Genomic DNA, 23,480 nt, shown 5'->3' on the forward strand with positions numbered 1-23,480 from the left:
ACAAAATGTTTTTTTGCGCTCTATGTGTGCGTCTAATTTTTATACTAGCGGCTATAAAGCTATCACGTTAAGATGGATGAAAATAACACAATAAGAATAATATAATGTTAACAAAAACAAATGCATTAATTTACTTTTTAGCCTTTAGCAGTGGCTTTAGTATTATGGGAATAGAGCTGTTAGGTGGGCGTATTTTAGCGCCTTACTTTGGCAGTAGCGTGCATATTTGGGGCAGTATTATTACTGTATTTATGCTTAGCTTATCATTTGGTTATTTACTGGGGGGTAAGCTGTCTATTCGTCACCCTTCGCTGACTAAATATGGGTTAATTTTTTTAGTCGCCAGTATTATGGTGGTGCCTATTGCATTGTTTGCTGAGCCAATTATGGCATTTATTTTTTCGCATATTGAAGACAGCCGCTATGGCTCGTTACTTGCCTCAACCGCGTTATTTTTTATACCTACCATTATTTTAGGCATGATTTCGCCCTACTCCGTACGTTTGCTGGTTACAAACAGTGAGCGCAGCGGCCAAGTAGCAGGTGGCCTTTACTTTGTAAGTACCTTAGGCAGTGCGCTGGGCACCATTATTACCTCTTTTTATATGGTACTGGCGTTTGATGTTAATACTATTATTTTAGGTTTTGCTGGTGTGTTGGGCATGCTTGGGCTAATTGCTATTAGCTTTGATAAACTTAAAGTACGAGAGGCCGTTTATGCGCAAGCTTAAATTATTGTTTATTAGTATAATGGCGCTGCTATTTTCAGCTTATAGTTTGAGTAATGTTGTGCATAAAGAGCGCTCTTTATATCGAAATTTACTCGTCGAAGAAACTGGCGATTTACGCTGTTTAAAGTTTGATGAAAAAACCCGACAAAGCAGCCAAAGTTGCATGTACATTAGCGACCCTAAAAAACTGGTATTTAATTATACTAAGCTGGCTTTTTCTAGTTTATTACTGATTGATAACCCTAAAAATGTGCTCATTATTGGTTTAGGTGGCGGTACGCTTTCTAATATGATTCATGAGCTATACCCAAAGGCACACATAGAAAATATTGAAATAGATCCTTCGGTAATTAAAGTGGCGCGCGATTATTTTAACTTTATAGAAACCGATAAGGTAGCTGCTAAAGTACAAGATGGGCGTATTTTTATTAAACGTGCGGCGCTTAAAAAACAGCAATTTGATTGGATTATTTTAGATGCATTTAATGGCGATTACATTCCTGAGCACTTACTCACTAAAGAGTTTTTTGAAGAAATAAAAAGCGTATTAGCCGAAGGCGGAATTGTTGCTGCTAACACGTTTTCATCAAGCAAACTCTATGAACATGAATCGGCAACTTATCATGCGGTATTTGGCGATTTTATTAATGTAACAGCCAATAATAATAGTAATCGTATTATTTTAGCTGGTTATAGCAATATCCCTACAGAGCAACAAATAGCGCAGCGGGTGACGCAGCTAGCTCCGTTACTTGCCCCTTATGACGTAGATATAAAGGCAATTAGCCAGCGTATGTTTTTCACTAAAGATGGTAAAGATTGGCCAAGTGATACTAAGGTGCTAACCGATCAATACTCTCCAGCTAATTTACTTAACTTTTGATGGTATTCACTTCAAAGAGTTATAAACTATTTTTACGATATTTATTTGGAGTTTCGGCAAATAGGTTTTTGAAAGCATGTATGTATGCAGAGTCTGATGCATAGCCCAAATCTAGGGCTATTTCTTGAATTGATTTATTGCTAGCAAGTAACTGTAACGATAAAACTAGTTTTATATTTTGTCGCCATAGGGAAAATGACTGGTTAAATTCTTTAGCGCAAATTCTTGAGAGTGTTCTTTGGGATGCACCTACTTTAACTGACCAATCCTGTGCTGTTAATTTTAAACTTGGCTGTTTATGTAGCTGACTGAATATTGACATAAGTCGTCTGTCTTTGGGAATTAGTAAAGGGATTTCGTAACTATTAGCCATGGCTATTTGATCCCTAAAAACAGTAAGCAAGTTTGTTAATTCTTCTGCTGGTTGCTCAATTTCAGTGTTATTGAATAATAGTAAGATTAACTCTTTCACAAATGGAGTAAGTAAACATGACTTGAGTTCATTACTATATTCAATAGTGTTATTTGGATTAAGGTAAACAGCTAAAAACTTCGTATCTGTCACTGCTATAGATTTGTGAATAGTATTTGCAGGTATATAAAGTAATGCGTTGTGAGGAATTACAATTCGTTTGTTCCCAATACTCGATTGCAATAAGCCGCTATATGGAAAGATTATTTGATGCCATGAATGGGAATGATAGTCATCGACATAGCTAGACGACATATCAATTTCTTTAGTGATAAATTGATTAGTGGCATGTTTTTCTATTAGCTCATTTGCATTCATAGTTGGCGAGTTATCAATGTTTTATGGCTAGTAATATAAAATAAGCCAGCTTATTTTGATATAAAATAGTGGCAAATGATAGTTAACAAGAGTTGAGAGATGCACATTCACTTTATTATTCACGAATATTTTGAAGCGCCAGGCGCTTATGAAACCTGGGCTAAAATGAATGGTCATACGTTGTCTTATACCCGTATTTATTTAGCTGAACACCTACCGCAACATGCAGATAATATAGACTTTTTAATCGTAATGGGTGGGCCACAATCACCCGCTACAACGCTTGCAGAATGCCCTTATTTTGATAGCAAAAAAGAACAAGCCTTTATTACCAGTGCGATCACGGCAAGCAAAGTGGTGTTAGGTATTTGTTTGGGGTCACAATTAATTGGTGAAGCGTTAGGCGCGGCCTATCAACCTAGTCCAGAAAAAGAAATTGGTAAGTTTGCGATTACCCTCACCGATACAGGCTTGAATCATCCTTTATTTAGTCATTTTGGTAGTGAGCTTAATGTAGGGCATTGGCATAACGACATGCCAGGGCTAACTGCTACAGGCAGTATTATTGCTTATAGCGAAGGTTGTCCAAGGCAAATAGTCGCTTATAGCGATTTAGTATTTGGTTTTCAATGCCACATGGAATTGACTACCGAGGTGGTTACCCTCCTCATTGCCAACGATGATTTAAGCAATGCCCAAAACCATCGCTTTGTTGAACAACCCGAGAAGCTTTTAAGCCATGACTATAGCGAAATGAACGCTAAACTTTATACCTTCTTAGACAAGCTTGCTGCGCATTATTTGTCTAAATAAAACTTATTGACGTGAAGCTAAAATACCGATTATTTACTTAGCCTGCTAACTAATGCTAAAATTTGCTGATATTCACAAGTAAGAGTTCCTATGAGTAGCAGTATTCCTTTTCATGAAACACTCGATTTAACTTTATGCGGCAATATGGGTCGAGTGCACCGCTTATGTCGAGAAGCGGTAACATTAGCGGTTGAGCCGCTAGGTTTAACTCAGTCGCGTTGGACGGCAATGATCCACTTACATCATTTACCTTTAGGGGCTACACAGCAAGCGCTGGCGACTAGCTTAGGTATTGAAATGCCCTCATTAACGCGCACCATTAAGCAATTAGAGCAGCAAAATCTGGTTATTCGACAAGTTGATGAGCACGATAAACGCAGTAAAAAATTGTACTTTACCGATGAGGGTATAAAGTTATTAGAACACTTAAAAGAGCTCACAAGCGATATTAAACAGCGTTTATATGCCGGTTTAAGCACGGAGCAGCTTGATGGTATGGCGCATAGTTTATTGCAAATGGAAGAAAACGCGCGGCGTTGTATTGCAAGCTTATCTGGAGATAAATAAGTATGACACCCGATCAAAAATTTGCCCGCTACGTTAAAGTATCGCTCGTTGGTTTTATTGTTGTATTTTTCTATTATATTGTTGCTGATGTATGGCTGCCGGTTACGCCACAAGCACGGGTTTACCATCCGGTTGTGCAAATATCGCCGCAAATAAACGGCCGTGTTACCGATGTATTGGTCAGCAACAATCAAACGGTTAAAGCGGGTGATGTATTATTTGAAATAGACAAAAACACTTACCAACTGGCACTTGAGCAAGCACAGCTCGCGCTTGACGATGCCAAACTGCAAAATAAACGCCTTGATACCAATGTAAAAGCGCTGGAGGCACAAATAAGTGCAGCTAACGCAAAATTGCATGAGCAGCAGCTATTAAAAAAACGTGGCGAAACACTCTACAAACAAAACTCTATTTCGGAGCAAGAGCTTGAAAGCATTCGGGCTAATTTTGCCGCAAGCCAATCTAATTTAGCTGCCTTTGAAGCACAGTTGGCAGAAGCTGTTTTAGCGCGTGGCGATTCAGGACAAGATAACCTAGCACTGCGTCATGCGGCCAATCAGTTAGCACAAGCTGAGCTTAATTTATCTTATACCCAAGTGCGTGCTTTAAGTGATGGCGTTGTAGCTAATTTACAATTACTTGAGGGCTCCTATGCGGTTGCGGGTAAGCCATTACTCGCGGTTGTAGCAAAAAAAGCAGATTTGGTAGCCGATTTCCGTGAAAAGTCACTATTAAATATGCAGCCAGGCAGTTTAGCAAAAGTGGTATTTGATAGCCGACCTGGTGAAGTATTTGACGCAAAAATTGAAATCTTTGAAGCGGGTGTCAGTGACGGACAACTTAGTGCGAATGGATTACTTAGCACCACCGAAACCAGCAACCGCTGGGTTCGCGATGCCCAGCGTCAACGTATTCACTTAGTGCTGCCAAATAACACTCAGCTTATAAATAATATGCCCAGTGGTGCGCGTGCCACTGTGCAGTTACTTCCGCAATCGGCTGTAGGTCAATTGTTGGGTTCAGTACAGATCCGCTTTATTAGTTGGTTACATTACATTTATTAGTGGGGCGAGTAATGACACAACATGTTAGCCAAGCGCCACAACTCGATTCAAATGGCTTACGCCAAGCGCTACGTATTGCCGGTGGCTGCACCATTGGTTTTACTTTGTGCAAGTTAATGAATTGGCCCAATGGGATATTTTTTACAGTTTACCCTATGTTATTACTCGGTTTAGTGCCAAGTATTAACAAAGGCGTGATCCGTCAATTTGTTGCCAGTGCTGCCTACAGTGCGTTTATAGTGCTTATTTTACAGGGCTTATTTTCACACTTGCCAGTGTTAATGACGCTCATTATTTTTGCTAGTTTTTGCGTGTTATTTTACTTAATGAGCTCTGGTGGTGCGTTTTTATTTGGTGCTTTGGGGGCGGTGAGTTTATCGATTCAGTTACATTTTGCTAGTCATGTTGATCAAGCTAGTAGTATTTATCCGCTTATTTTAAGTAATGGTTTGGCTATTTTTATTACTATTATTATTGCGTTACTTATGCATGGCTTGTTTCCTGATGTGACAGCGCGACCCATGCGCGCTGTACCGCACAAGGATAAAGAAAGTATTCGTCACGAGGTGCTGTTATGTGCCACGGTTGCTACTTTGTCGTTTGTGGTTTTTCAGGTGCTTGATTTGCAAGATTCAATTTCGGCGCAAGCGGCATCTATTTTAATTTTATTTTCGTTGTGTTTTAAGGCTGCGGGCACCGCAAGTTGGCAACGTATTATTGGTACACTCATAGGCTGTAATGCTGCTTTAGTTGCGCAGTTGTTTTTGTATAACCATACCGAATTTTTGTTTTTTCCGGTGGCTATATTATGGATTTTGTCTTTTATATTCAGTCGTTTTCATATTTTAGGCGGCGGTCCTCCGGGTGTTGGCTTTGGAGTATTGACCACTTTTGGCATTTTATTTGGTCAGTCGTTAGGCCCTGGGCAAGATTTAATATACAGCGCTATGTATCGATTTAGCTCGGTGGCTGTTGCGGTTACTGTAAGCTTAAGCGCTGTGTATGTAGTGCATCGAATTCTAAACCGATTTAGCGTCACCCGCCATCATACTTATGATTAAATTAAAGGCTGCATCCGCAGCCTTTTTATATACTTAACCAGAGTCAGGTTGCTTAAGTTATAGCTTAATATTACCGCGGAGAGCTTTGGTTTGGCCGTGTTTGGTTTTTTTGTCCATGCGTTTACGCTGTGAGTTACGGCTAGGTTTGGTGGCACGGCGTGCTTTATTAACTTTAGTCGCGCTTAAAATTAAATCTTTTAGCCGTTTTAGCGCATCTTCCCTGTTGAGCTCTTGGGTGCGATGGCTTTGCGCTTTAATAACCAATACCCCTTCTTTGGTGATCCTTGAATCTTTTAAAGCAAGTAATCGTTCTTTATAAAAGTCAGGTAATTTAGAGCGATTAATATCAAAGCGTAAATGTATAGCACTGGCTACTTTATTAACATTTTGCCCGCCTGCGCCTTGCGAACGAATAGCGCTTAGCTCTACTTCCCATTCATCAATGGTTACGCTGTTCGAAATAGTTAACATAGTGCCCCGCTCTTTTTGCAAAAAATGTATTATAACATCAGTACATTGACTTGTGGTGAATCAACTAATTAGATAGACGACCATTGCTATTTCTCAATCTAATAATTATTAAATAAATACATAAAAATTAATTTATCCTACACTTAATACATTGTTTTTTAATTCGCTTTAATTATATGAAACAAATATCTATTTTAATGCTTTTAGTATGTATATTCGCTATTTCGTATGCTGTTTATGCTAAATCATCTCAAACGTTTAGCGCTGGTGTAATTGCACAAGAACAAGTTTATCCAATCAAAGTGTTACCTTTGGGTAATTTTCAGCGTTGCTTAGTTGTTGCTGCGCAAAAAGAAGATGCACTGTATTCTGCGTGTTATATCAAAAAGAGCGCGCAATCAATTTGGGTTGCCGAATCCGCGGGAGCGCGTTGTGAAATAAAATGTGAGTCGCATTTAAACAGTGATGGCAAAACACAGGTGCAGTACTTTACTACTGATTTATAGTAAAAATGCTGTGCCAAGGTTTTTTTATCACGGTGGTGAGCCCTTTTATTTGTTTAACCACTTGCTTATCACAATCTGTTTGCTTTGCATCATGTGGCCCTGACAGCATCAAATAATGAGTTGCCCCTTTTATTGCTTGTTCTGCTATAAACAGTGATGGATTTTCCTTTAGAAGTTTTTTTAACTGATTTTTCAGAGGTATATGCACCATACTGGCAAAAATAAGTCTCAGTTTTTTTGGTTTGCATATCGTTCCACTCCCCTATTTTTCGCCACTGTGGTGAGGCATATCGCCTTGCATCAACCATAAAGCTGCCATGAAGCGCCGGTATTGAATAAACATCATTAATGGTTTGCTGTGCTTTAGCTGCATTGTTATATGGGCCTGCAACGAGGTAATAGCTATCACGGCTTTCATGCTTATATAACTGCAAAGCATAGGCTGCTTTATCAACTTTATTTGCCACAATAAGTGCCGATTGAAACTTTTTGAATACGCCTAATTGCACAAAATAAGGCGTATTTTGGTTTGCTTTAGCTGCTGTTATTGGTTGCTTATTTAAGGTATTAGCGTTATTTGTGTATACAATGATGTCTTGCAGTATTATGGTATCGCCGCTTTTTTCAGTGATGACCCGCTCAGGAAGGTTTTTTATGGTTATGTTTTCTGATAACTGCTCATTTTTTTCTATTTCGAGAATATAATTTCCTTGAGAAACATTAGAAAAATAATAATAACCATCATATTCAGTGACCGTTGAATAATGCTTTTCGCCGTCTTTTTCTTTAAGTACAACCGTGAGTCCTGCGATAGGTTTACTCTTTTCATTGCTCGATAGATAAATAGTTCCCTCAACCTCATTGTAGACCATTAAAGGAATATTTACTTTGGTTTGTCCGCCTCTATGAGCCAATGTTTTAATTTTCCCTAAAGAGGGCTGCAAGTAAGGATTAGACAACGAGCGTAAATTAACATCTAAAACCTGGCCACCGTAACTGCTTGGTAGCAAGACCTTTCCGTCATTATTGGTGTATTTATTTCGCCAGAGGTAGTTACCAGTAAAATTAACGTCTTGAATTGGCTCATCGCCTTGGTCAAAGATTTCATTTTCATTCCAATCTATGAACGAACTAACTTCTATTTGCCCGGAATTTAATGAGCGAGGAGTGTCAAAGTTAAAGTCTGCTTCTAAATGATCAAAACTAAATGTGCCATTTAAACCTAAAGATAAGCGCCAATCTCCTTGATTATCAACTTGCCCTGATACTTGTATATTAAATATCTCATGGCGGTATGTATATTGATGATTTAAAAGTGTACTTGCCGCAGAGTTAGACTGATAAGTCAGCTGGGTTTGATTAAAAGTGCTTTGTGTTTGTGGCCAGCGCAAACTACTTCTCAAACGAGTGAGCTCTGCGCCATTATTAGCCTGCCAATCTAAGGTGTTGGTCCATTTCCAAGAGGCAATATCTATTGAAGAATAAAGCCGGTTTATTAGGTTATTTGTATCGTCATCATAAAATAGTTGGCTTGACCATGTTCCTCCGACATAACTTTTATTGATGCCTAATGAGAATCTATTTTTAGCGTTAGTATTTTTACGTACTTCATTGTTCCACTTCATATTCCAGTTAAGCGAGTTAAAAAAATCAGTGCGGCCATTGAGGCTCAGTGACAGCCTATTTTTGAGTGAGTTCTCTTGTGCTACAAATAAAGCGCTAGAAAAGTTATTAAGGGCACTGTATTCAACATTAACATTGATATCGTTATAAAGTTTATTAGAAAGTAGGCCTCTAAAACCGGCAAAATAAGCATAGCCAGCATCGAGTTGTTTTGTGGCTAAAAAACGGTAACTGCCGTGATCTGTAAGTGTGTTTAGCCCAGATGATAGGTAGCTGCTGTTATTTTTTTCAGTTTGCAAATGAGTTATTTGAGCGTCATATGTAATAAACTCACTAATGCCATAAGAGAGATTACTTTTAAAGGCATTACTCATCGCCGTTGAGGAGTTACTTGATTGATTAAAAACGCTTTTATCTGTCTCTAAAAACTCCACCTGATAGCTTATTTTTCCGGGCGATAGTGCGTCTTGCCCTATTGTATACTTTTGAGTACGTGTAACTTGCTCGCCCTGTGAGCCAAAAAGTTTAATTTCAAAGATATTGTTGCCGTAAAAAGTTTCAACATCGGTAAATCGAACCAAATTTTCGTCGTTAGCTTGAGCAGTGGCAATAAACTGGCCATTTCGATGCAGCTCTGCTTGCCAGCCCGGTAGTGCCGGTTCTTCAATGGTGATAGTTGAAAAATTTTGTGCCGAATGCGGGTTAGCATTTGAAATATAAAATCCCCGGCCTTGGTTTGAGCTAATAATAAGCTGATCTGACTGCGATTGAATATCTCCCAATTGATAGTGAATGCGTGCCAGTGAGTGATCTTGTTCACTTAAGTTAAAGTCTTTAGTTATTTTTAAAAAGGTATTAGCGGTGTTTTCGTTTTTGTTGAATCGTAGTTCAGCTCGATGATGAAATAAGTCAAAGTAGCTATTAAGCCTGAGTAGCCCCTTATAACGATTATTAGACGATTTATAGTTTGCTGATAGCGAATATTCAGACACGGGATAGGTTAGCGTTTGGTATTGGTCGTCTATAAAGTGGTCGTATTGCAGTGCTTTGGACTTAATTTTTTTTGTAATACCACTCGTTACTTGGTTGTTATTATAAGTAAGCAAGTTACTAGAAAATGAAACCTGCATTAGTGAGTAATCAAAGCGCGAGTCGGTATTTAAAAGTGTATTTATGACGGATAAATCAACATAGTGGTCGTAGTCATCGACAGCCCACAATGAAACATTTTCTGAGGGGGCTAAAGTTGAGGAAAGCTCAGCATTGAGAACCAACTCACTTGCGTCAACTTTAGCAGCCAGTGTATTTTGTGACACATTTAAGCTAATTCCCATAGTCGATTTCAGGGCGCTTATGGGCAATAGCAATTTATTTGATTTTGAATAGTAAGCTTCTAAATCAGAGACAACTGAGCGCCCATTTACCCTGACATTTATAATCACAAAAGACTCCTCATCAATAGGCCATTGATAAAGAGTCGGTAACTGCTTTGCGATGATTGTTTTGGGTGCAATTAACAGTAATGTACAAAGTAACAAGCGAGCCGTTATACCGTAGTATAAGGCATTAATGAGTAGCATTTTTTATTTGATATTAATGGGGATCGCTAACTCTATTTTACCGCCATAAAGTTCGTTTTCTTTGTAGTTGAGTGTCAAAGGCCCAGTTACTGGGGCTTGTAAAGTGATGTATACCTTGCGACGTGATAAAGGGGTATAAACGGCCACATTGGTTATTTCACCAACCATTGAATTATTTTCATCAACTAATTCAAAATTTCCATACACAGAGCGATTTCCTGTGAGTGTTTGCCAAAATGTCAGAGTCGGACGTCCATTTTGGGTTATTAATTGTGGGTTTATTAATTCTGAATCAGCTTCTAATTGACCATGACGAACAATAACAGGCACGCTGTAAGCAACCTTAGGTCTAATGCTTATTCCTTCAATGTCGGGGTCTTGTGACTCAGAGGCTATAATTTTAAGCACCGCTCTGTATTCGCCAACAGCAAGCTCGGATTTTTTGCGAACGGTCATTCTGATAGCTTGCATTCCTTTGGGTGCAATAGTGCCGCGACGTGGTGAAAACCGTAGCATGTTTTTGGCAGAGCGCCCTTCAACTTGTTGCGGAGTAACGTCTATAAGCGCCCCTTCTTCGGTCATATCTTTATGTGTAACAACTAGTTTAAAATCGAGATTTTTATTAGAGGTATTGCGGATAAGTAGTGAATTATTTTTAGTACGTCCATCAAAGTATAAACGGTATTCAGACAGCGCAAGGTTGGCATTACAAATTTCAGGTAGTAAAAGAGTTAGGCAAAGGGCAGCCCAACAAAAAAGTTTAAGCATCATGGGACAACTCAACAACATGATAATAAAAAGTGGAGCGCGATGCTCCACACATTTTATTTTTAATGCGCAATTGCGCAAAAAAATAAACTGAGGCTAACTTAGTAAGTTACTATTGCCTCAGCTTTCATAGTCTTATTGGAAAGACACATCTACAGTGTAATCTACAGTGTAAGCAGCGCCCGCTGTTAGTGTAGAATCAACCGTCATATCACCATATACATTAACAGTAATATCTGTTGCACTTGCATCAGTAGTGAAAGCAGACGCAACATTGTCAGCAGTTGTTACACTGGTTGTGCCATCTGTAGCCGTTGTTACTGGAGCAAAAGTTAAGTTAGTGCCTGTGCTTCCAGATACAGTAATATTCATTGCTGAATTTGGCGCTAAACCAGATACAGTAATTCCACCTAATTGAATGTTTGCATCTGACGCATCACAGTCACCCGATACAACGCCTGCATTATCCATCGTACAGGTTGAGCTTGTAGATAAACGAATTTTACCAAAGTGAAGTGCGCTATCCTCTGCAAAAGTAGGCTCAGTCCAACCATTTACACTTGCTTGAAATGTTTGGTTAGATGCAAGTAAAGAAGTTGATGAGATTGCTAGTAAAGCGGAAGCAGCAAAGATTTTTTTATTCATAGTTTTTCCATTTTTAAAAATTATTATTTTTTTACTTCCGTGCAAGTTAGTTTAGAGAGTTATCTCAATCCATTGTTTCGGATTTAAACACAGTTGTTATCAAAAGGGAATTTTTTGTTAACGTTGTTACTGTTTTTGGGGTGTTTATGATACAAAATCATTAATTTTAATCAGGAAAATGCAACGAGAAAAATAACACAGATGCTAATTTTATTTTAACGCTTGTGGGACTTAGTTTTAGGTTTAGCCAGAGTAGCTCAACTGATGCTGAGCCTATAATGATGTTATCAATCATTATTTATTTCCTAGAACTATTATGTAAGGCAGTACTAACTGCTTTTTTCCTTAAGCTCTATGCTTAAACGGTAAAAGAATCCGCAGCAACAAGTATGCGAAACGCTCACTAATTGAGCATGAATTACTCATTGTCGTGTCCATGAATAAAGTCATTACAATCTAAACTCATATATTTAAGATCAGATTTTTACTAACTTACCGCTTTAAAAGTATAAAACTTAATTTTTTACGCACGTTTTTTCAGCGTTTTGGTTCATTTTTAGCTCTCTCAGGTAATCAGTTAGTAAAAAATCGGTTTATATAGGCGATATTTTATACCTTGTTAGTAAAATACTGATCCTAGATTACTTGAAGAATACTTAATGTTTAAAAGGTCTTTAATTATTAACTACTTGTATCAAAACTTTTGTTTGGGCTGTGTAAAAACTCATTAAAGAAAGCGCTTTTAGCTAATTTTTAATTTCATATACTGACGGATGTTTACTGCGGCTATATGTATTTCGTCGATAACAACAACGCATCAAGGAAGCCCTTTCCTTAAACGTGTTGTTTTATTACTGGTTGTTAATTTTAATATAGATCAGTATTTAACTAACTAAATTGGAGTGTCTAGTATTTCATTCAAATACAAATAAGAATTACTATCTTTTGTATTTGTTGGCGCTATAATATCGCCATCTTTTTTTAGCTATGTTTAAAAGGAATTTGCAGTTGATGCAGGCCTCCAACCGTCTTTTAGACTTTCCTAAACCCGTATTTTCTATGTTATGGCAGTTTATGCAGCGCTTTAGCTATGAATTAGCGGTTTTATCGCGTTTTTTCATTGCCATTGTTGGTGGATATTTTTTTACAGCCGTCAGCGTGTCTTTATTAAGTGTTGTGGTGCCGGTCTCTAAAGTTGACGCGGTTTTACTAAGTGTCTCTTCGAGCATTTTAATTTACGCCCTCGTGTTCATTTATAGTTTCTATCTTCGGTCGTTAAAAATAGTTTGGATCAGTATTTTACTAAGTATAGTAGCGCAATTTGTGCTGTTGTCGCTAATGAAGGGATGGTTATGAAAGGAAGTTTTTTTCGCTCAATGACCTGGTTACATACATGGGTAGGTTTACTCGTGTGTTGGTTACTGTATTTAATATTTTTTGCAGGCACTATCAGCTTTTTTAGAGATGAAGTTAGTTTATGGAATCAGCCAAGTATTCATAATATTGAGCAGCAGACAGACCGTATTGGCGCGCAAAAGCAACAAATAATAAGCGGCGTTGAGTATTTAAATTCGCAAGCACCTAATGCGCCTAACTGGCGTATAACACTCCCAGAAGAGCGTGTACCCTATTTAACGTATGGCTATGCTAAGCCAAAAGAGCCAGGGCAGCGCAGAGCGTCTTTTGAAAACACCCGTATAGATCCAAATACCATGCAGCCTCTAGCACCCTTTGTAGATACCCGAGGGGGAAATTTCTTTTATCGCCTGCATTTTGATTTGCATTATATCGATGTAAAAACAGCGCGTTGGATTGTCTGTTTTGCTAGTTTATTTATGCTTATTGCGTTGATATCAGGGATAGTAATTCACAAACGCATTTTTAAAGATATGTTTGTTTTTAGAGCTAATAAAGGCAGTCGTAGCTGGTTAGATGTACATAATTTAAGTTCTGTATTTGCCTTACCGTTTCATTTAATGATTACCTATACCGGCATTATTACTCTGATATTTATGATATTTCCCTACCCCGCGCAAACCGTTTATGAAAATGGAATACGTGGTTTTTTCAATGATGTTTCGCCAAGTAGTCCTGTAACAGAATCATTGCCAGGTAATGCACCGCTAGTGCCTATCAATACAGTTTTAGATCAAGTTTATACTAAGTGGCCAGAGGCTGATATAACTCGGGTAATTATTAATAAGCCGAATAAAGCCGCTGCAACTATTATGGTTTTGGTGAGCCCTGGAAAAACATTAAGGGATCAATCACCCCGTTTAATTTTTAGCGGAGCGAGTGGTGAACTTGTTGCTCAAACTGATGATGAACTCACTGGCAGTAAGGCGCTATATGAGTCTTTAAATTCAATGCATACTGGGCGTTTAGCAGAGCCATTATTACGTGTTTTATATTTTTTAGGCGGCATTGCCGGCTGCATAATGATAGCGACAGGCTGCATAATGTGGGCTAAGCGCTTACGCGAAAGAATGAAAAAAATACTCAACCATCTTGGGGGCTAAAGCTCGTTGAAGGGTTAAATCTAGGAACATTGATGGGACTACCCTTGGCTACATCGGCTTTCTTTTTGGCTAATCGTTTACTTGGCAAACAAGTTGCTGAGCGCTCGGATAAAGAAATACTCGCTTTCTTTTTAACTTGGCTATGTGTGTTCATCATTGCCTTTGTAAAGCGTGACAAGTTGCAGTGGTGTGTGTTGGCTGCCATAAACAGCATTGCTTGCTTTAGTGTGCCATTGGTTAATGCGCTCACCACTGAAGGTAATATAATCAGTTATTTGCGTAACGATCAGTGGGCATTATTTATGTTTGACAGTTTTTTTCTAGCGTTTGGTTTGCTGTTTTTGTTACAAACCGAAAAATTACGTACTGCTCTGCAAGCTAAAAAACCAACTCCAATAAATACTCAGGAGCAAAAAGTATGATTGCCTTGCTTCCTTTTAGTTTATGTTTGCTGGCTTTTAACTGCTTTGCGCTGGCTAAGTTTAATCATTTTAAGGATGTTTTCAATAAGCGCCCTACTCAACAGCAGCGTTTGGTTTTATTGAGTGTTGCTTGGATCAGTATTTTACTAAGTTTGCTGTTATGTGTTAACGAATTACAAGGTTATGGTGGTTTGCAGTTTTGTGGCTATATGACGTTAAGTGCTTTAATTGTAATGACTTTTTATAGCTTTTTGGTGAAGTTAACTAAACTTTTTAATTTACTCATATTAGTAATATTGGCCATGAGTACGTTATTTTTTGGTTTAAACGGGCTTTAGTTAGTAAAAACCTGATCTCAAACAATAGCTAAAATTGAGGTAAAAAATGGCAAGCCATAAGGCTTGCCAATTAAAAAGGGGGATTGTCATTATGTCTTCACCTGCCTGTCTCTTTGCAGATGCGGCTAATATAGCCTTGCTTTATTTAACTTACCTTACAGTAAGGTGATCGTTTTATTACAGCTTAGGTTATTTATCATTCTCTGATGTAAACTCCCTTTACAGCGCTTTTTGATTTACCCAAATAATTTCGTCAGTTGCAAAACCAAGCGCCTTTACTTGGCTTAAAAAGTGCTGCTTAAGCTTTTTGCTTACTGTTGGTGTGCGTGATAAAAACCATAAGTAATCTTTGCTATAACTGGTAATAAAGGCATATTGATAATCAGGTTGGTCGAGCTCAAAAATAATATAGGCACCATAAAACGGCCCAAAAAATGACACTTTAAAATGCCCTGTATCGGTGTTTTCTACAAATTTAGCTAAGCCTTCGGCTTCGTCCCACTGCTGATCTTTACTAATAAATCCTTTGTTTAATACCTTTACCGTTCCATCATCGTTAATTGAGTAGGTGGCTGTTACTTGTTCCATTCCTTGTTCAAAGGAGTGGTCTAATCGAGCTATTTCATACCACTTGCCTTGGTACTTTTCTAAATCAAAGTTTTTAACCGGACTTATTCCTTCAGGGGCGCTGGTACAGGCACTGAGTATAAATACGATGGTAATAAATAACGCAGCTTTAAAAGCGAGTTTCATGTTGTTTCCTTTTTTTAGAAATTGCTATAGGATCGCTTTAATACTAAAGCAATTTAAAGAACTTAGCATGAAAATTTGGGTTGATGCTGACGCTTGTCCGGTAGTAATAAAAGAAATTTTATTTAGAGCTGCAGAGCGTACGCAAACAGAAACAATACTGGTTGCAAATCATGCCATGCGCATTCCACCATCAAAATTTATTAGTCGACTACAAGTGTCATCAGGCTTTGATGTGGCTGATGATGAAATAGTTAAACGAGTTGAAAAGGGTGATTTAGTGATCACTGGAGATATTCCGCTAGCTAGCGAAGTGATTGATAACGGCGGCCAAGCGCTTAATCCGCGCGGTGAGCTTTACACCACTGAAAACATTCGATCCTTACTAAATGTACGCGACTTTATGGATACTATGCGCTCAAGCGGTGTAGAAATGAGTGGCGGGCCGCCTCCGTTAAGCCAAAGTGACAGACAAAACTTTGCTAATAATCTTGACCGTATTTTAGCGCAAAATAAGAGTAGTTAAGGTGAACAGCCAGTTAATAGGGTTAGGTGATAATTCATTTAGAGTTGCTGTGTATATCGCAAAAGCGCCCCCTATGCCCTACTTTGAAACACTAGAGCAGTTAGAGCCTGTGGTTAGTGGGCAAATAAACAGTATAAATCAGCACTGTGGCAATGGCTGGCGAAAAGTCTTTAATGTATACGCCAAAGTGTTATTTGCGTTGCCAAGCGAGTATTACTCATTTGCTAAACAAGCAGTGAGCTGGCAAGCATATCGAGATGAGCTGTTGTTACAGCAGCATAGCGAGACTGCATTACTTTTTAGTGTGCCGGTGCTCACTGAGCACAAAAACCAGTTGCACATTATTGCGGGAAGAACTCACGCTAAAAACTTGATACAACAAGGTAAATTAAACACCCAACTTGATTGGCTTGATGATGAGTTTGCTATAGACAAAAGCCAGAATATTATTGTGTGCCCCTATTTTGATTATAGGCAGTTGAGTAATATTAAAATTGCCCGTTTGAGTGAGTTAGTGGCTCAGTTAACATAAGCCACGTTCTCTTTTGCTTTACACAATGTGAGTTAGTTTTTGTGCGCTATCAAATAGCATTGGTGAGCCTAAAATAAACAGCACACATGCCGAGGCACGGCCAAATTTAAGCGACAATGCAGGATTGTTACTGAGGATTTTTTTGCCGCTTATCCCTATTAACCAATACACCAACGCACAGCCCACTAAATGAACTACACTCAATACTGATAGACAAGCTATCAGTACCTCCAAGTGCCAACGTTTAACCTCAATTATTATGATTAAAGGTATTGTAAGAGCGTGTAATGTGCACTTTGACAGGTTATTTCTTAATACGAAGTTTAAAAAGTTAAGTCGATGACGCTGCAAACCCTATTGTGAGGGGTTTTGCAGTTGTATATAAAAATAAAGTATAAATAAAGCTTGTTATAAACTGTATTGCTGTTATCCTGCTTGCCATCGGGTTGACAGAAAGCCCAGTTTATTTGTAAGTACCACGTTGTTATTAGTAATAATCCTTCGCGATATCCTCAAGTTAAATGTTTGTTTTCTTCCTGTTAAACGCCTATTTTAAGGCAATTTTTTATTTATTTTTTTAGGATATTATTATGTCTAATACAACTACTGGTACTGTAAAATTTTTCAACGAAGCTAAAGGTTTTGGTTTTATTGAGCAAGAGTCTGGCCCAGACGTTTTCGCACATTTCAGCGCAATTTCAGGCGACGGTTTCAAAACTTTAGCTGAAGGCCAAAAAGTACAGTTCAGCGTAACTCAAGGCCAAAAAGGCCCGCAAGCTGAAAACATTGTTTGCATCTAATTTAAAGGGAGTGGGCTTTATAGCGCACTCACCACGCTAAACTAACGTTAAGCGATAAAGCTAATATCAATGCGATATTAGCTTTTTTTTGCAAAAAATTTATACCACGTAGCCACTAAAGCCAAGTGCTTTAAAGTACAGTTTTGGAATGCCAAAGCCACATTCATTAAGTAACTCACTAAAGCGCATGCGATCAAGCGGGTAAAACTCACGCTCTAAGTTATGTGCCATTTGCGTTTTGCCTGCATCGCTAAGCCCAAGCTCTTGGCACGTATTAAGTTGCGCTTCTCTTTCAAATGGGGTTTCTGGGCGCATTAAATCAGCAATAAATACCGGTGCGGATTTTTTAAGATTGTTTTTAATCCCCTTTAATAACTGCTTTTTATCGCCGTTATCTTCAACAAAATGCATCACTAATAAACATAATACCGCGTCGGCTTTAACCTTTAATTTATCTAGCGGTTGGCACTCAATGCTGACTTGTGAGTCAATACCTTGATCTACAAAACGTTGCTTAGCAATGGCTAGCATGTCGGCCGAGGTATCTTGAGCGGTAAACTGCCAAGTAGAATTAATATTCGCCAATGCTGCGATTTCTTTACCTGTACCCGCGCCTACCACTAAAATATGGGCGTTATCAGTTAACGTTGCGCTTAGCTGTGCGTTGGTAAGTTGATGTAATAGCTCGTAACCTGGGACTAAACGGGTAATACGGTTATCATATTCGTGTGCTTCTTCGCCTGTAAAAGTGGGCATACTATTTCCTTAAATTACGTTTATGGTGGAGTATCCACCCGGTTTTTTAGCGACATGAATTTGCGTTGCAACGCGTTCGCTCATTTCACTTACATGTGAAATCACACCGACCTTTCTACCTTGTGCTTGCAGTGAATCTAGCGCGTCCATTGCAATGCTAAGTGTTTCACTATCTAGTGTACCAAAGCCTTCGTCAACAAATAACGAGTTGATTTGTACTTTGTTTGAGGATAAAGAGGCCAGCCCTAATGCAAGTGCCAACGACACTAAAAACGACTCTCCCCCAGAGAGTGTATTTACCGAACGCTGTTCATCGGCCATATCGCGGTCAATAATCGCTATATCAAGTGAATCAGCTATTTCTGTGAGTTCGTAACGCTTATTTAGCGTTTTTAAATGGCTATTAGCATAATGTAGCAATATTTTTAGTGTTTGTGTTTGCGCTAAATTACGCATTGTTTTGCCGGTTGCATCACCGAGCACTTTATTAAGTAAATGCCATTGTTCTACTTGTTGTTTAAGTTTGCTTAGCTCAGCCTGCTTGCCCTCAAGGGCTTTTGCATTTTGGTTGTGCTGCTCGATGGCGGTATTAATCGTAAGTAAGTTATTTTGTAATTGTGTTTGCTGCGCAGTTAATTCAGTTTGTTGTTCAATTAACTGTGCTTCGCTGTGTGCTGGCTTATTATTTTGCTGATGCTCCTCATTGGCTTTTTGCTGTTGTTTTAGCGCGGCTCGGGCATCAACTAATGCTTGGGATAACTGCTCGCTATGTTTTAGCTGCTCTTTAATATCGTCATTACTTATGGCCAGTAGCACCTCGATTTGCTGATGGCTAATATCAGCATAAAGCGCGCTAAATTCTTCAAACCAAGCATTATAGCGTGTTTCAAGTGTGGTTAGCTCCTGGCTGTTATCGGCTAAGCGCTGCTCAAGGTTTTTAAGTGTAATAGCCTGCTCATCGCGCTGTTTTATGGCGCTATCGTGTGCCCGTTGACTTTGATTTAATTCACCCTGACACTGCTCTACTTGCCTATTGAGCTGAGTCTGGTAGTCATCAGCGCTGATCGTTTGGTTATCAAATAACGCTAAGCGCTGTTGCTGAGTACTGTTGTGCTGCTGCTGTGCCTGAGTTAAATCGTCGTTGAGCTTGCTAATTTGCTGCTCAGCTTTGGTCATAAGCGGGGTTAGCTGCTGCAGCTGTAAATTGGCGTTGTCTAACTGCTTTTGAGTTTGCTCAAGTTGTAGTTGCTGATATTGATACTGCTCTACTTGCTCATCTAACTCGCTTAGTGTTAACGCGCCGGTTTGCAACGTTTGCCAAAATTGACTGTTTTCAAAGTGAGAATTTAGCTCACTTATAAGTGCTTCGCGTTGGCTGTGCAATTCCTGGTGCTTATTATTAAGCATGGTGAGCTGATTGTTCAGTTCAATATGCTGGGTATTTAATTGTTGCTGCGCAGTCTGCTCTTTCTTAACCGTGTTTTGCAGTTGGTTAACCGTTTCTTGCAACTGGTTTTGTTGTTTTTGTGCTGCAAAGTACTGCGCTTTTTGCCCGTTTAATTGTTTATGGGTGGCATCAAGCTGATCAACGCTTAAGTCATTAAGATCTGTTTTAGCCGCTTGCATGGTATTTTTAATGTCTAACATTTTGGCTTGGGTATCAGCAATCGCTTGGCTCTGCTGCTTATGCTCTGCGACTAAAACAGCATGCTGTGTTTGATGTTGATGTAGCTGGGTTTGTGCATCTAAGTGCTGCTGTTTAGCGCCAGTGTAGGTATTTTCAAAGTCGGTTATTAAGTTATTAAAAGGTTGGCTTTGATTATTTGCAAACGGATGCTCAGTGGCTCCACAAACCGCACAAGCCTCATTAGGCTGTAGTTGTGCGCGTAAGTGTTCAACATGTTCACTCGCGCGCAGCCGTGCTTGATTAAGCGATTGCTCGGCGTGTTTAAGTGCTTGCTCTTTACTGCTTAATTGCGCAAGCAATGTGGTGTTAGTTTGCTCACTCTGAGTTAGCTTTTCTGCTGTAGTACTTTGTTGCTGCACTGTGTGCTTTAGTTCTTGATTAAATTGCTTATAACGCGCTCGCTGCTCTTTTAAATAATCGATGTTTTTAAGCTGATTATCGCACTGCTCAATATTAAATTGCTCTTGCTGCTGGGTGAGTTTATTTAGATTTTGTTGTTCAGTGCTTAGTGTGTGCTCTGCATGTTCTAACTGTTTATTTTGCTCGTTGAGCTTGGTAGCGAGAGTGCTTAGCTGCAAAGTAATGGTTTGCTTTTGTTGCTCGAGTGTTTTTAATTGCGTTGTGGTATTAAAAAACTGCTTAATGCTGTGATTAAAATAGTTCCAATCAGTGGTCAATGGCTTAAGTTGATTGTTTTCTTGTAACCATTGCTTATGGTGAATGCTTTGTGTTGTTGCCTGCTCCACGCTGAAATTATTTTGTTGTAGCTGCTGTTGTAACTCGTTTAATTGCTGTTGCTCTTTAGTTTTTTGTTGTGTCAGGCTTGTAATGCTTTGCGTAAAAATAGCTAATTGACTGTCGAGCTCACGTGCTTTTGCAATCAGTGGCTCAGCCGTTTGTTGATGTTGTTTTGCTGTTGCTAATTCGCTTTGTTGTTTTTTAACCTTACTTGCTTGCTCATTAATAAGCGCGGCATGATCCAGCGCGTTTAATTCTTTAATTTGTGAATTTAACTGGCTGTTTTGCACCGTTAAGCTTTTAAAGCGCTGGCGATTATCTTTAATTTCAAGCGCACTTTGTGCTTGTTTTGCTTGCTCAGTTTGTGCTTTAACCGCATCAAGTGCATCACTTGCTTGTTGCTCGTTTTGTTGAGCCGCTGTTAATGCTTGCTCTAAACTGTGTGCTTGCTTGTACCAGTTAACACCTTGCTCTGTGCTGGCCAACGTTGTTTTTGTGTGTTCAGTTTGTTTTTTAAGTTCATCAAGAGTGTGTTTTTTCTCACTTAGCTCTTCATCAGACAATAATGCATAACTGGCTAAGCTGGCTGTTAGTAATTCAAGTTTATCTTTTACTGCTTTATTACGCTCAAATATACGCTGGCCTATTCGACTAAATTTATCGGTGCCGGTAAGGCATTCTAAAAGTTGTGCGCGTTCATCGCCAGTGGCTTTTAAAAAGGCGGCAAACTCATGCTGTGCTAGTAACACTGCACGGGAAAATTGCTCAAAAGTGAGGCCTATTTTATTTTCGATGGCTTTGATGGTGGTGCTTTTGTCTGCGATTAAGGTTTCATCCGGTAAGCTATGTAAAGTATGCTCTGCCACTTTTAGTTTGCCGGTTACTTTTTTATGCGTGCGTTGAATGCTGTAGCGTGCTCTATAAAGTTGCTGATCTTGCCCGCTAAAGTCCACTTCCGCATAGCCTTCCCATTTCCCACGGCGCAATAAATTGCGGGCATCGTTAAGCTTTATGTTGTCGCCGTTAAAATCAATTAGGTTACCTTTGTCGCCTTTCAAACGAGCAGTTTTCGTATAAAGCGCTAAACAAATGGCATCAAGTACGGTGCTTTTTCCTGCGCCAGTGTCACCTGTAATAGCAAATAAACCTGCGTCTTTGAGTGGTGAAGCTAAAAAGTCGATTTCGGCATCAGCAATGGAGGCTAAGTTATGAATACGCACGGCGGTTATTTTCATAGTAGCTGCTCCTGTTCAAGTTCATCAATAACGTCGGTTAATAGCACTTTTAATTCACTGGGAACGGTTTCTCCGGCCATATCTTTGTCGTTATTAAAGGCTTGTTCGAGTAAATTAATTGGGTTGAGCATTTCTACAAAACTTAAATCTTCAAATACCGTTTCTGAGGAATTACTCACTTGCTGATCGCGTACCCGTTCTATACCGCAAAAGTTAACCTGTTTGCCTTTTAGTGCTTGCTCAATTTGCTCACGAAAAGTGGTATCGATATCACTGGATTTTAGCTTTACTCGTAAGTATGGCGCTATTTCGTATTGTTGTGTATCGAGTGCTTTTATTTGCTCGCATAGCTGGGCTAAAGGGACGCACTCCCCCTCGGGTAATACAATTACTTCAGCGAGCCTAGGAATGTAAAGGGGGTTTACAGTGGTGCTTAGCGGTTGGTCTTTTTGTACGTTAAACTCAACCACATTGACTTGATGGGTATATTTCCTTTCTGAAAACGACATGGGAATAGGCGTGCCGCTGTAGCGAATACGCTCATTTTTAGCCACTACCTGCGCTTTGTGTAAATGCCCTAGCGCTATGTAATTGGCATGTTTACCAAATACCGACGCCGAAATGGCTTCTTCACCGCCAATGACTAAGTTACGCTCAGAATCACCAGAAATATTTCCACCTTTGGCATGCAAGTGACCCATAACAATTAAAGGCGTACTTTCATCGGTAAGCGTTAACGCATGTTCAAGTGCCAGTTGGTAAGCTTTGGCAACGCCTTGTGCGTAACTAGGGCCGTCCTCGCTCTGGCTAAGCGTACTTATATCGCTGGTTCGTAAAAACGGCATAGCGACTATTACAGCGTGTTTGTCGTTATTATTAAATGTTATTACCACGTCATTGGGGTTGGCTGGATCAAACCTGCCTACAACATGGGTATCAAACTGAGCTAATAAGGGCTGTGCGGCCAAAATACGATTAGCGGAGTCATGATTGCCGGCAATTATGACCACATGTAATTGTGGGCACTGTGCTTTGGCATTCTTTATAAATTGATAGAGTTGGTTTTCGGCACTAGCACTGGGCGTGGCAGTGTGATAAATATCGCCCGCAACAAGCAATAAATCGATTTGTTGGCTAACGAGGGTGGTTAATAACCAAGAGAAAAAAGCATGGTGTTCATGACGGCGATCATGTTCATAAAATTGCTGACCTAAGTGCCAGTCTGAAGTGTGAAGAACTTTCATTTTGCGCTCTTAAAAAACCATAAGAGCGCCAATATACCCAAGGCAATTAAAGATGCAAGTATCGCTTTAGGTTAAAGTATACCAAGCAATAAAAATAACCGGCAAAGCAGCAAGGGCAATTGTTAAAGGCCACTTTAATGCTTTTGCTTTTTTGGCCTGTAATACTTCTAGTGCGTTTGTTTCATTACAAGCAGCCACTTTATCAATATACAGGTAGCCTGAGTTAATATACTGCTTACAATTTTGCGCGTCTGCTGGTATTGCAATTAGTTTTTGCTGCTTTTTTAGGACATAAAAATCCATAAACTCACCACACTTAATACGATTAGTTAAAACAAAATATTTGAGAGAAACACTAAAAAAGTACCCTCAAATTAAAAAAGTGGGCGATTCTAATTACAAACCATAGTAAAGATCAACCTAAAACT

The 23,480-nt window shown here is 39.2% G+C and carries 22 protein-coding genes and 1 pseudogene; 13 read left to right on the forward strand and 10 right to left on the reverse strand.

Translation table 11 applies throughout. The features are described 5' to 3' along the window. The first annotated feature begins 104 nt into the window (after positions 1-104). Both AB8618_RS17630 and AB8618_RS17635 read left to right on the forward strand, forming a co-directional pair. Positions 105-731, forward strand: coding sequence for a fused MFS/spermidine synthase (locus AB8618_RS17630; protein ID WP_413403405.1), 627 nt, complete (start codon positions 105-107; stop codon positions 729-731). Next, positions 718-1,614: a spermidine synthase gene (locus tag AB8618_RS17635; RefSeq protein ID WP_413403407.1), complete on the forward strand. Its 897-nt coding sequence runs from the start codon at positions 718-720 to the stop codon at positions 1,612-1,614. Before AB8618_RS17630 ends, AB8618_RS17635 begins: the two co-directional genes overlap by 14 nt. A gap of 19 nt (positions 1,615-1,633) precedes the next feature. On the opposite strand, the gene AB8618_RS17640 is transcribed toward AB8618_RS17635, so the two are convergent. Further along, positions 1,634-2,404: an AraC family transcriptional regulator gene (locus AB8618_RS17640; RefSeq protein ID WP_409426039.1), complete on the reverse strand. Its 771-nt coding sequence runs from the start codon at positions 2,402-2,404 to the stop codon at positions 1,634-1,636. A gap of 99 nt (positions 2,405-2,503) precedes the next feature. Here AB8618_RS17640 and AB8618_RS17645 point away from each other — a divergent pair, with 99 nt between their 5' ends. From AB8618_RS17645 to AB8618_RS17660, 4 genes are all read left to right on the forward strand, one after another. After that, a complete protein-coding gene (locus AB8618_RS17645) occupies positions 2,504-3,217 on the forward strand; it encodes a type 1 glutamine amidotransferase (RefSeq protein ID WP_409426040.1) in 714 nt (237 codons plus the stop codon). A 90-nt stretch (positions 3,218-3,307) separates the two neighbouring features. After that, positions 3,308-3,784: a MarR family winged helix-turn-helix transcriptional regulator gene (locus tag AB8618_RS17650; RefSeq protein ID WP_409426041.1), complete on the forward strand. Its 477-nt coding sequence runs from the start codon at positions 3,308-3,310 to the stop codon at positions 3,782-3,784. Positions 3,785-3,786: 2 nt separating this feature from the next. Continuing rightward, complete coding sequence (locus AB8618_RS17655) at positions 3,787-4,851, forward strand: HlyD family secretion protein (protein WP_413403410.1); 1,065 nt, start codon at positions 3,787-3,789, stop codon at positions 4,849-4,851. A gap of 11 nt (positions 4,852-4,862) precedes the next feature. Further along, positions 4,863-5,912, forward strand: coding sequence for a DUF2955 domain-containing protein (locus tag AB8618_RS17660; protein ID WP_413403412.1), 1,050 nt, complete (start codon positions 4,863-4,865; stop codon positions 5,910-5,912). A 57-nt stretch (positions 5,913-5,969) separates the two neighbouring features. Here AB8618_RS17660 and arfB read toward each other — a convergent pair whose 3' ends face one another. Then, complete coding sequence (arfB, locus tag AB8618_RS17665) at positions 5,970-6,383, reverse strand: alternative ribosome rescue aminoacyl-tRNA hydrolase ArfB (protein WP_033103213.1); 414 nt, start codon at positions 6,381-6,383, stop codon at positions 5,970-5,972. Between the two features lie 176 nt (positions 6,384-6,559). Here arfB and AB8618_RS17670 point away from each other — a divergent pair, with 176 nt between their 5' ends. Then, the gene (locus AB8618_RS17670; protein WP_409426044.1) at positions 6,560-6,889 is read left to right on the forward strand and encodes a hypothetical protein; all 330 of its coding nucleotides are present in this window, start codon (positions 6,560-6,562) and stop codon (positions 6,887-6,889) included. 89 nt (positions 6,890-6,978) lie between these two features. Here AB8618_RS17670 and AB8618_RS17675 read toward each other — a convergent pair whose 3' ends face one another. From AB8618_RS17675 to AB8618_RS17685, 3 genes are all read right to left on the reverse strand, one after another. Then, positions 6,979-10,092: an SdrD B-like domain-containing protein gene (locus AB8618_RS17675; RefSeq protein WP_409426045.1), complete on the reverse strand. Its 3,114-nt coding sequence runs from the start codon at positions 10,090-10,092 to the stop codon at positions 6,979-6,981. Between the two features lie 3 nt (positions 10,093-10,095). Then, the gene (locus AB8618_RS17680; RefSeq protein ID WP_409426046.1) at positions 10,096-10,863 is read right to left on the reverse strand and encodes a molecular chaperone; all 768 of its coding nucleotides are present in this window, start codon (positions 10,861-10,863) and stop codon (positions 10,096-10,098) included. Positions 10,864-10,995: 132 nt separating this feature from the next. Next, positions 10,996-11,505, reverse strand: a complete 510-nt coding sequence (locus tag AB8618_RS17685; RefSeq protein WP_248526949.1) for a hypothetical protein — start codon at positions 11,503-11,505, stop codon at positions 10,996-10,998. Positions 11,506-12,516: 1,011 nt separating this feature from the next. Here AB8618_RS17685 and AB8618_RS17690 point away from each other — a divergent pair. From AB8618_RS17690 to AB8618_RS17700, 3 genes and pseudogenes are all read left to right on the forward strand, one after another. Continuing rightward, positions 12,517-12,861, forward strand: a complete 345-nt coding sequence (locus tag AB8618_RS17690) for a hypothetical protein (protein WP_409426047.1) — start codon at positions 12,517-12,519, stop codon at positions 12,859-12,861. Next, positions 12,858-14,446, forward strand: a pseudogene (locus AB8618_RS17695) (PepSY-associated TM helix domain-containing protein). The gene AB8618_RS17690 and the pseudogene AB8618_RS17695 overlap by 4 nt, the downstream one beginning before the upstream one ends. Continuing rightward, entirely contained in the window at positions 14,443-14,784 is a 342-nt protein-coding gene (locus tag AB8618_RS17700) for a DUF3325 domain-containing protein (RefSeq protein ID WP_409426048.1), read from the forward strand. The pseudogene AB8618_RS17695 and the gene AB8618_RS17700 overlap by 4 nt, the downstream one beginning before the upstream one ends. Positions 14,785-15,003: 219 nt before the next feature. Here the strand turns inward: AB8618_RS17700 and AB8618_RS17705 are convergent, their stop codons facing one another. Then, the gene (locus AB8618_RS17705) at positions 15,004-15,537 is read right to left on the reverse strand and encodes a lipocalin family protein (RefSeq protein ID WP_409426049.1); all 534 of its coding nucleotides are present in this window, start codon (positions 15,535-15,537) and stop codon (positions 15,004-15,006) included. 67 nt (positions 15,538-15,604) lie between these two features. Here AB8618_RS17705 and AB8618_RS17710 point away from each other — a divergent pair, with 67 nt between their 5' ends. The 3 genes from AB8618_RS17710 to AB8618_RS17720 all read left to right on the forward strand — a co-directional run bounded on the left by AB8618_RS17710 (position 15,605) and on the right by AB8618_RS17720 (position 17,392). Beyond that, positions 15,605-16,060 carry a YaiI/YqxD family protein gene (locus tag AB8618_RS17710; protein ID WP_409426050.1) on the forward strand — a complete coding sequence of 152 codons (456 nt, stop codon included), beginning with the start codon at positions 15,605-15,607 and terminating at the stop codon, positions 16,058-16,060. 1 nt (position 16,061) lies between these two features. Further along, entirely contained in the window at positions 16,062-16,592 is a 531-nt protein-coding gene (locus tag AB8618_RS17715; protein WP_409426051.1) for a DUF6942 family protein, read from the forward strand. Between the two features lie 590 nt (positions 16,593-17,182). Then, positions 17,183-17,392: a cold-shock protein gene (locus AB8618_RS17720; RefSeq protein WP_008110773.1), complete on the forward strand. Its 210-nt coding sequence runs from the start codon at positions 17,183-17,185 to the stop codon at positions 17,390-17,392. 99 nt (positions 17,393-17,491) lie between these two features. Here the strand turns inward: AB8618_RS17720 and AB8618_RS17725 are convergent, their stop codons facing one another. The 4 genes from AB8618_RS17725 to AB8618_RS17740 all read right to left on the reverse strand — a co-directional run bounded on the left by AB8618_RS17725 (position 17,492) and on the right by AB8618_RS17740 (position 23,355). After that, entirely contained in the window at positions 17,492-18,148 is a 657-nt protein-coding gene (locus AB8618_RS17725) for a class I SAM-dependent methyltransferase (protein WP_409426052.1), read from the reverse strand. Between the two features lie 9 nt (positions 18,149-18,157). Further along, positions 18,158-21,808, reverse strand: a complete 3,651-nt coding sequence (locus AB8618_RS17730; protein WP_413403421.1) for an SbcC/MukB-like Walker B domain-containing protein — start codon at positions 21,806-21,808, stop codon at positions 18,158-18,160. Next, complete coding sequence (locus AB8618_RS17735; protein ID WP_413403423.1) at positions 21,805-23,052, reverse strand: exonuclease SbcCD subunit D; 1,248 nt, start codon at positions 23,050-23,052, stop codon at positions 21,805-21,807. Before AB8618_RS17735 ends, AB8618_RS17730 begins: the two co-directional genes overlap by 4 nt. Positions 23,053-23,118: 66 nt before the next feature. Then, positions 23,119-23,355: a hypothetical protein gene (locus AB8618_RS17740; RefSeq protein ID WP_413403425.1), complete on the reverse strand. Its 237-nt coding sequence runs from the start codon at positions 23,353-23,355 to the stop codon at positions 23,119-23,121. Positions 23,356-23,480: the final 125 nt, after the last annotated feature.

This window comes from Pseudoalteromonas sp. RW-H-Ap-1, from assembly GCF_048318575.1.
Lineage (GTDB): Bacteria > Pseudomonadota > Gammaproteobacteria > Enterobacterales > Alteromonadaceae > Pseudoalteromonas.

Bases quoted from the DNA above. Each gene is read 5' to 3' on its own strand.
- AB8618_RS17630 (WP_413403405.1), top strand. From the start codon at position 105: ATGTTAACAAAAACAAATGCATTAATTTACTTTTTAGCCTTTAGCAGT.
- AB8618_RS17635 (WP_413403407.1), top strand. From the start codon at position 718: ATGCGCAAGCTTAAATTATTGTTTATTAGTATAATGGCGCTGCTATTT.
- AB8618_RS17640 (WP_409426039.1), bottom strand. From the start codon at position 2,404: ATGAATGCAAATGAGCTAATAGAAAAACATGCCACTAATCAATTTATC.
- AB8618_RS17645 (WP_409426040.1), top strand. From the start codon at position 2,504: ATGCACATTCACTTTATTATTCACGAATATTTTGAAGCGCCAGGCGCT.
- AB8618_RS17650 (WP_409426041.1), top strand. From the start codon at position 3,308: ATGAGTAGCAGTATTCCTTTTCATGAAACACTCGATTTAACTTTATGC.
- AB8618_RS17655 (WP_413403410.1), top strand. From the start codon at position 3,787: ATGACACCCGATCAAAAATTTGCCCGCTACGTTAAAGTATCGCTCGTT.
- AB8618_RS17660 (WP_413403412.1), top strand. From the start codon at position 4,863: ATGACACAACATGTTAGCCAAGCGCCACAACTCGATTCAAATGGCTTA.
- arfB (WP_033103213.1), bottom strand. From the start codon at position 6,383: ATGTTAACTATTTCGAACAGCGTAACCATTGATGAATGGGAAGTAGAG.
- AB8618_RS17670 (WP_409426044.1), top strand. From the start codon at position 6,560: ATGAAACAAATATCTATTTTAATGCTTTTAGTATGTATATTCGCTATT.
- AB8618_RS17675 (WP_409426045.1), bottom strand. From the start codon at position 10,092: ATGCTACTCATTAATGCCTTATACTACGGTATAACGGCTCGCTTGTTA.
- AB8618_RS17680 (WP_409426046.1), bottom strand. From the start codon at position 10,863: ATGATGCTTAAACTTTTTTGTTGGGCTGCCCTTTGCCTAACTCTTTTA.
- AB8618_RS17685 (WP_248526949.1), bottom strand. From the start codon at position 11,505: ATGAATAAAAAAATCTTTGCTGCTTCCGCTTTACTAGCAATCTCATCA.
- AB8618_RS17690 (WP_409426047.1), top strand. From the start codon at position 12,517: ATGCAGGCCTCCAACCGTCTTTTAGACTTTCCTAAACCCGTATTTTCT.
- AB8618_RS17700 (WP_409426048.1), top strand. From the start codon at position 14,443: ATGATTGCCTTGCTTCCTTTTAGTTTATGTTTGCTGGCTTTTAACTGC.
- AB8618_RS17705 (WP_409426049.1), bottom strand. From the start codon at position 15,537: ATGAAACTCGCTTTTAAAGCTGCGTTATTTATTACCATCGTATTTATA.
- AB8618_RS17710 (WP_409426050.1), top strand. From the start codon at position 15,605: ATGAAAATTTGGGTTGATGCTGACGCTTGTCCGGTAGTAATAAAAGAA.
- AB8618_RS17720 (WP_008110773.1), top strand. From the start codon at position 17,183: ATGTCTAATACAACTACTGGTACTGTAAAATTTTTCAACGAAGCTAAA.
- AB8618_RS17725 (WP_409426052.1), bottom strand. From the start codon at position 18,148: ATGCCCACTTTTACAGGCGAAGAAGCACACGAATATGATAACCGTATT.
- AB8618_RS17730 (WP_413403421.1), bottom strand. From the start codon at position 21,808: ATGAAAATAACCGCCGTGCGTATTCATAACTTAGCCTCCATTGCTGAT.
- AB8618_RS17735 (WP_413403423.1), bottom strand. From the start codon at position 23,052: ATGAAAGTTCTTCACACTTCAGACTGGCACTTAGGTCAGCAATTTTAT.
- AB8618_RS17740 (WP_413403425.1), bottom strand. From the start codon at position 23,355: ATGGATTTTTATGTCCTAAAAAAGCAGCAAAAACTAATTGCAATACCA.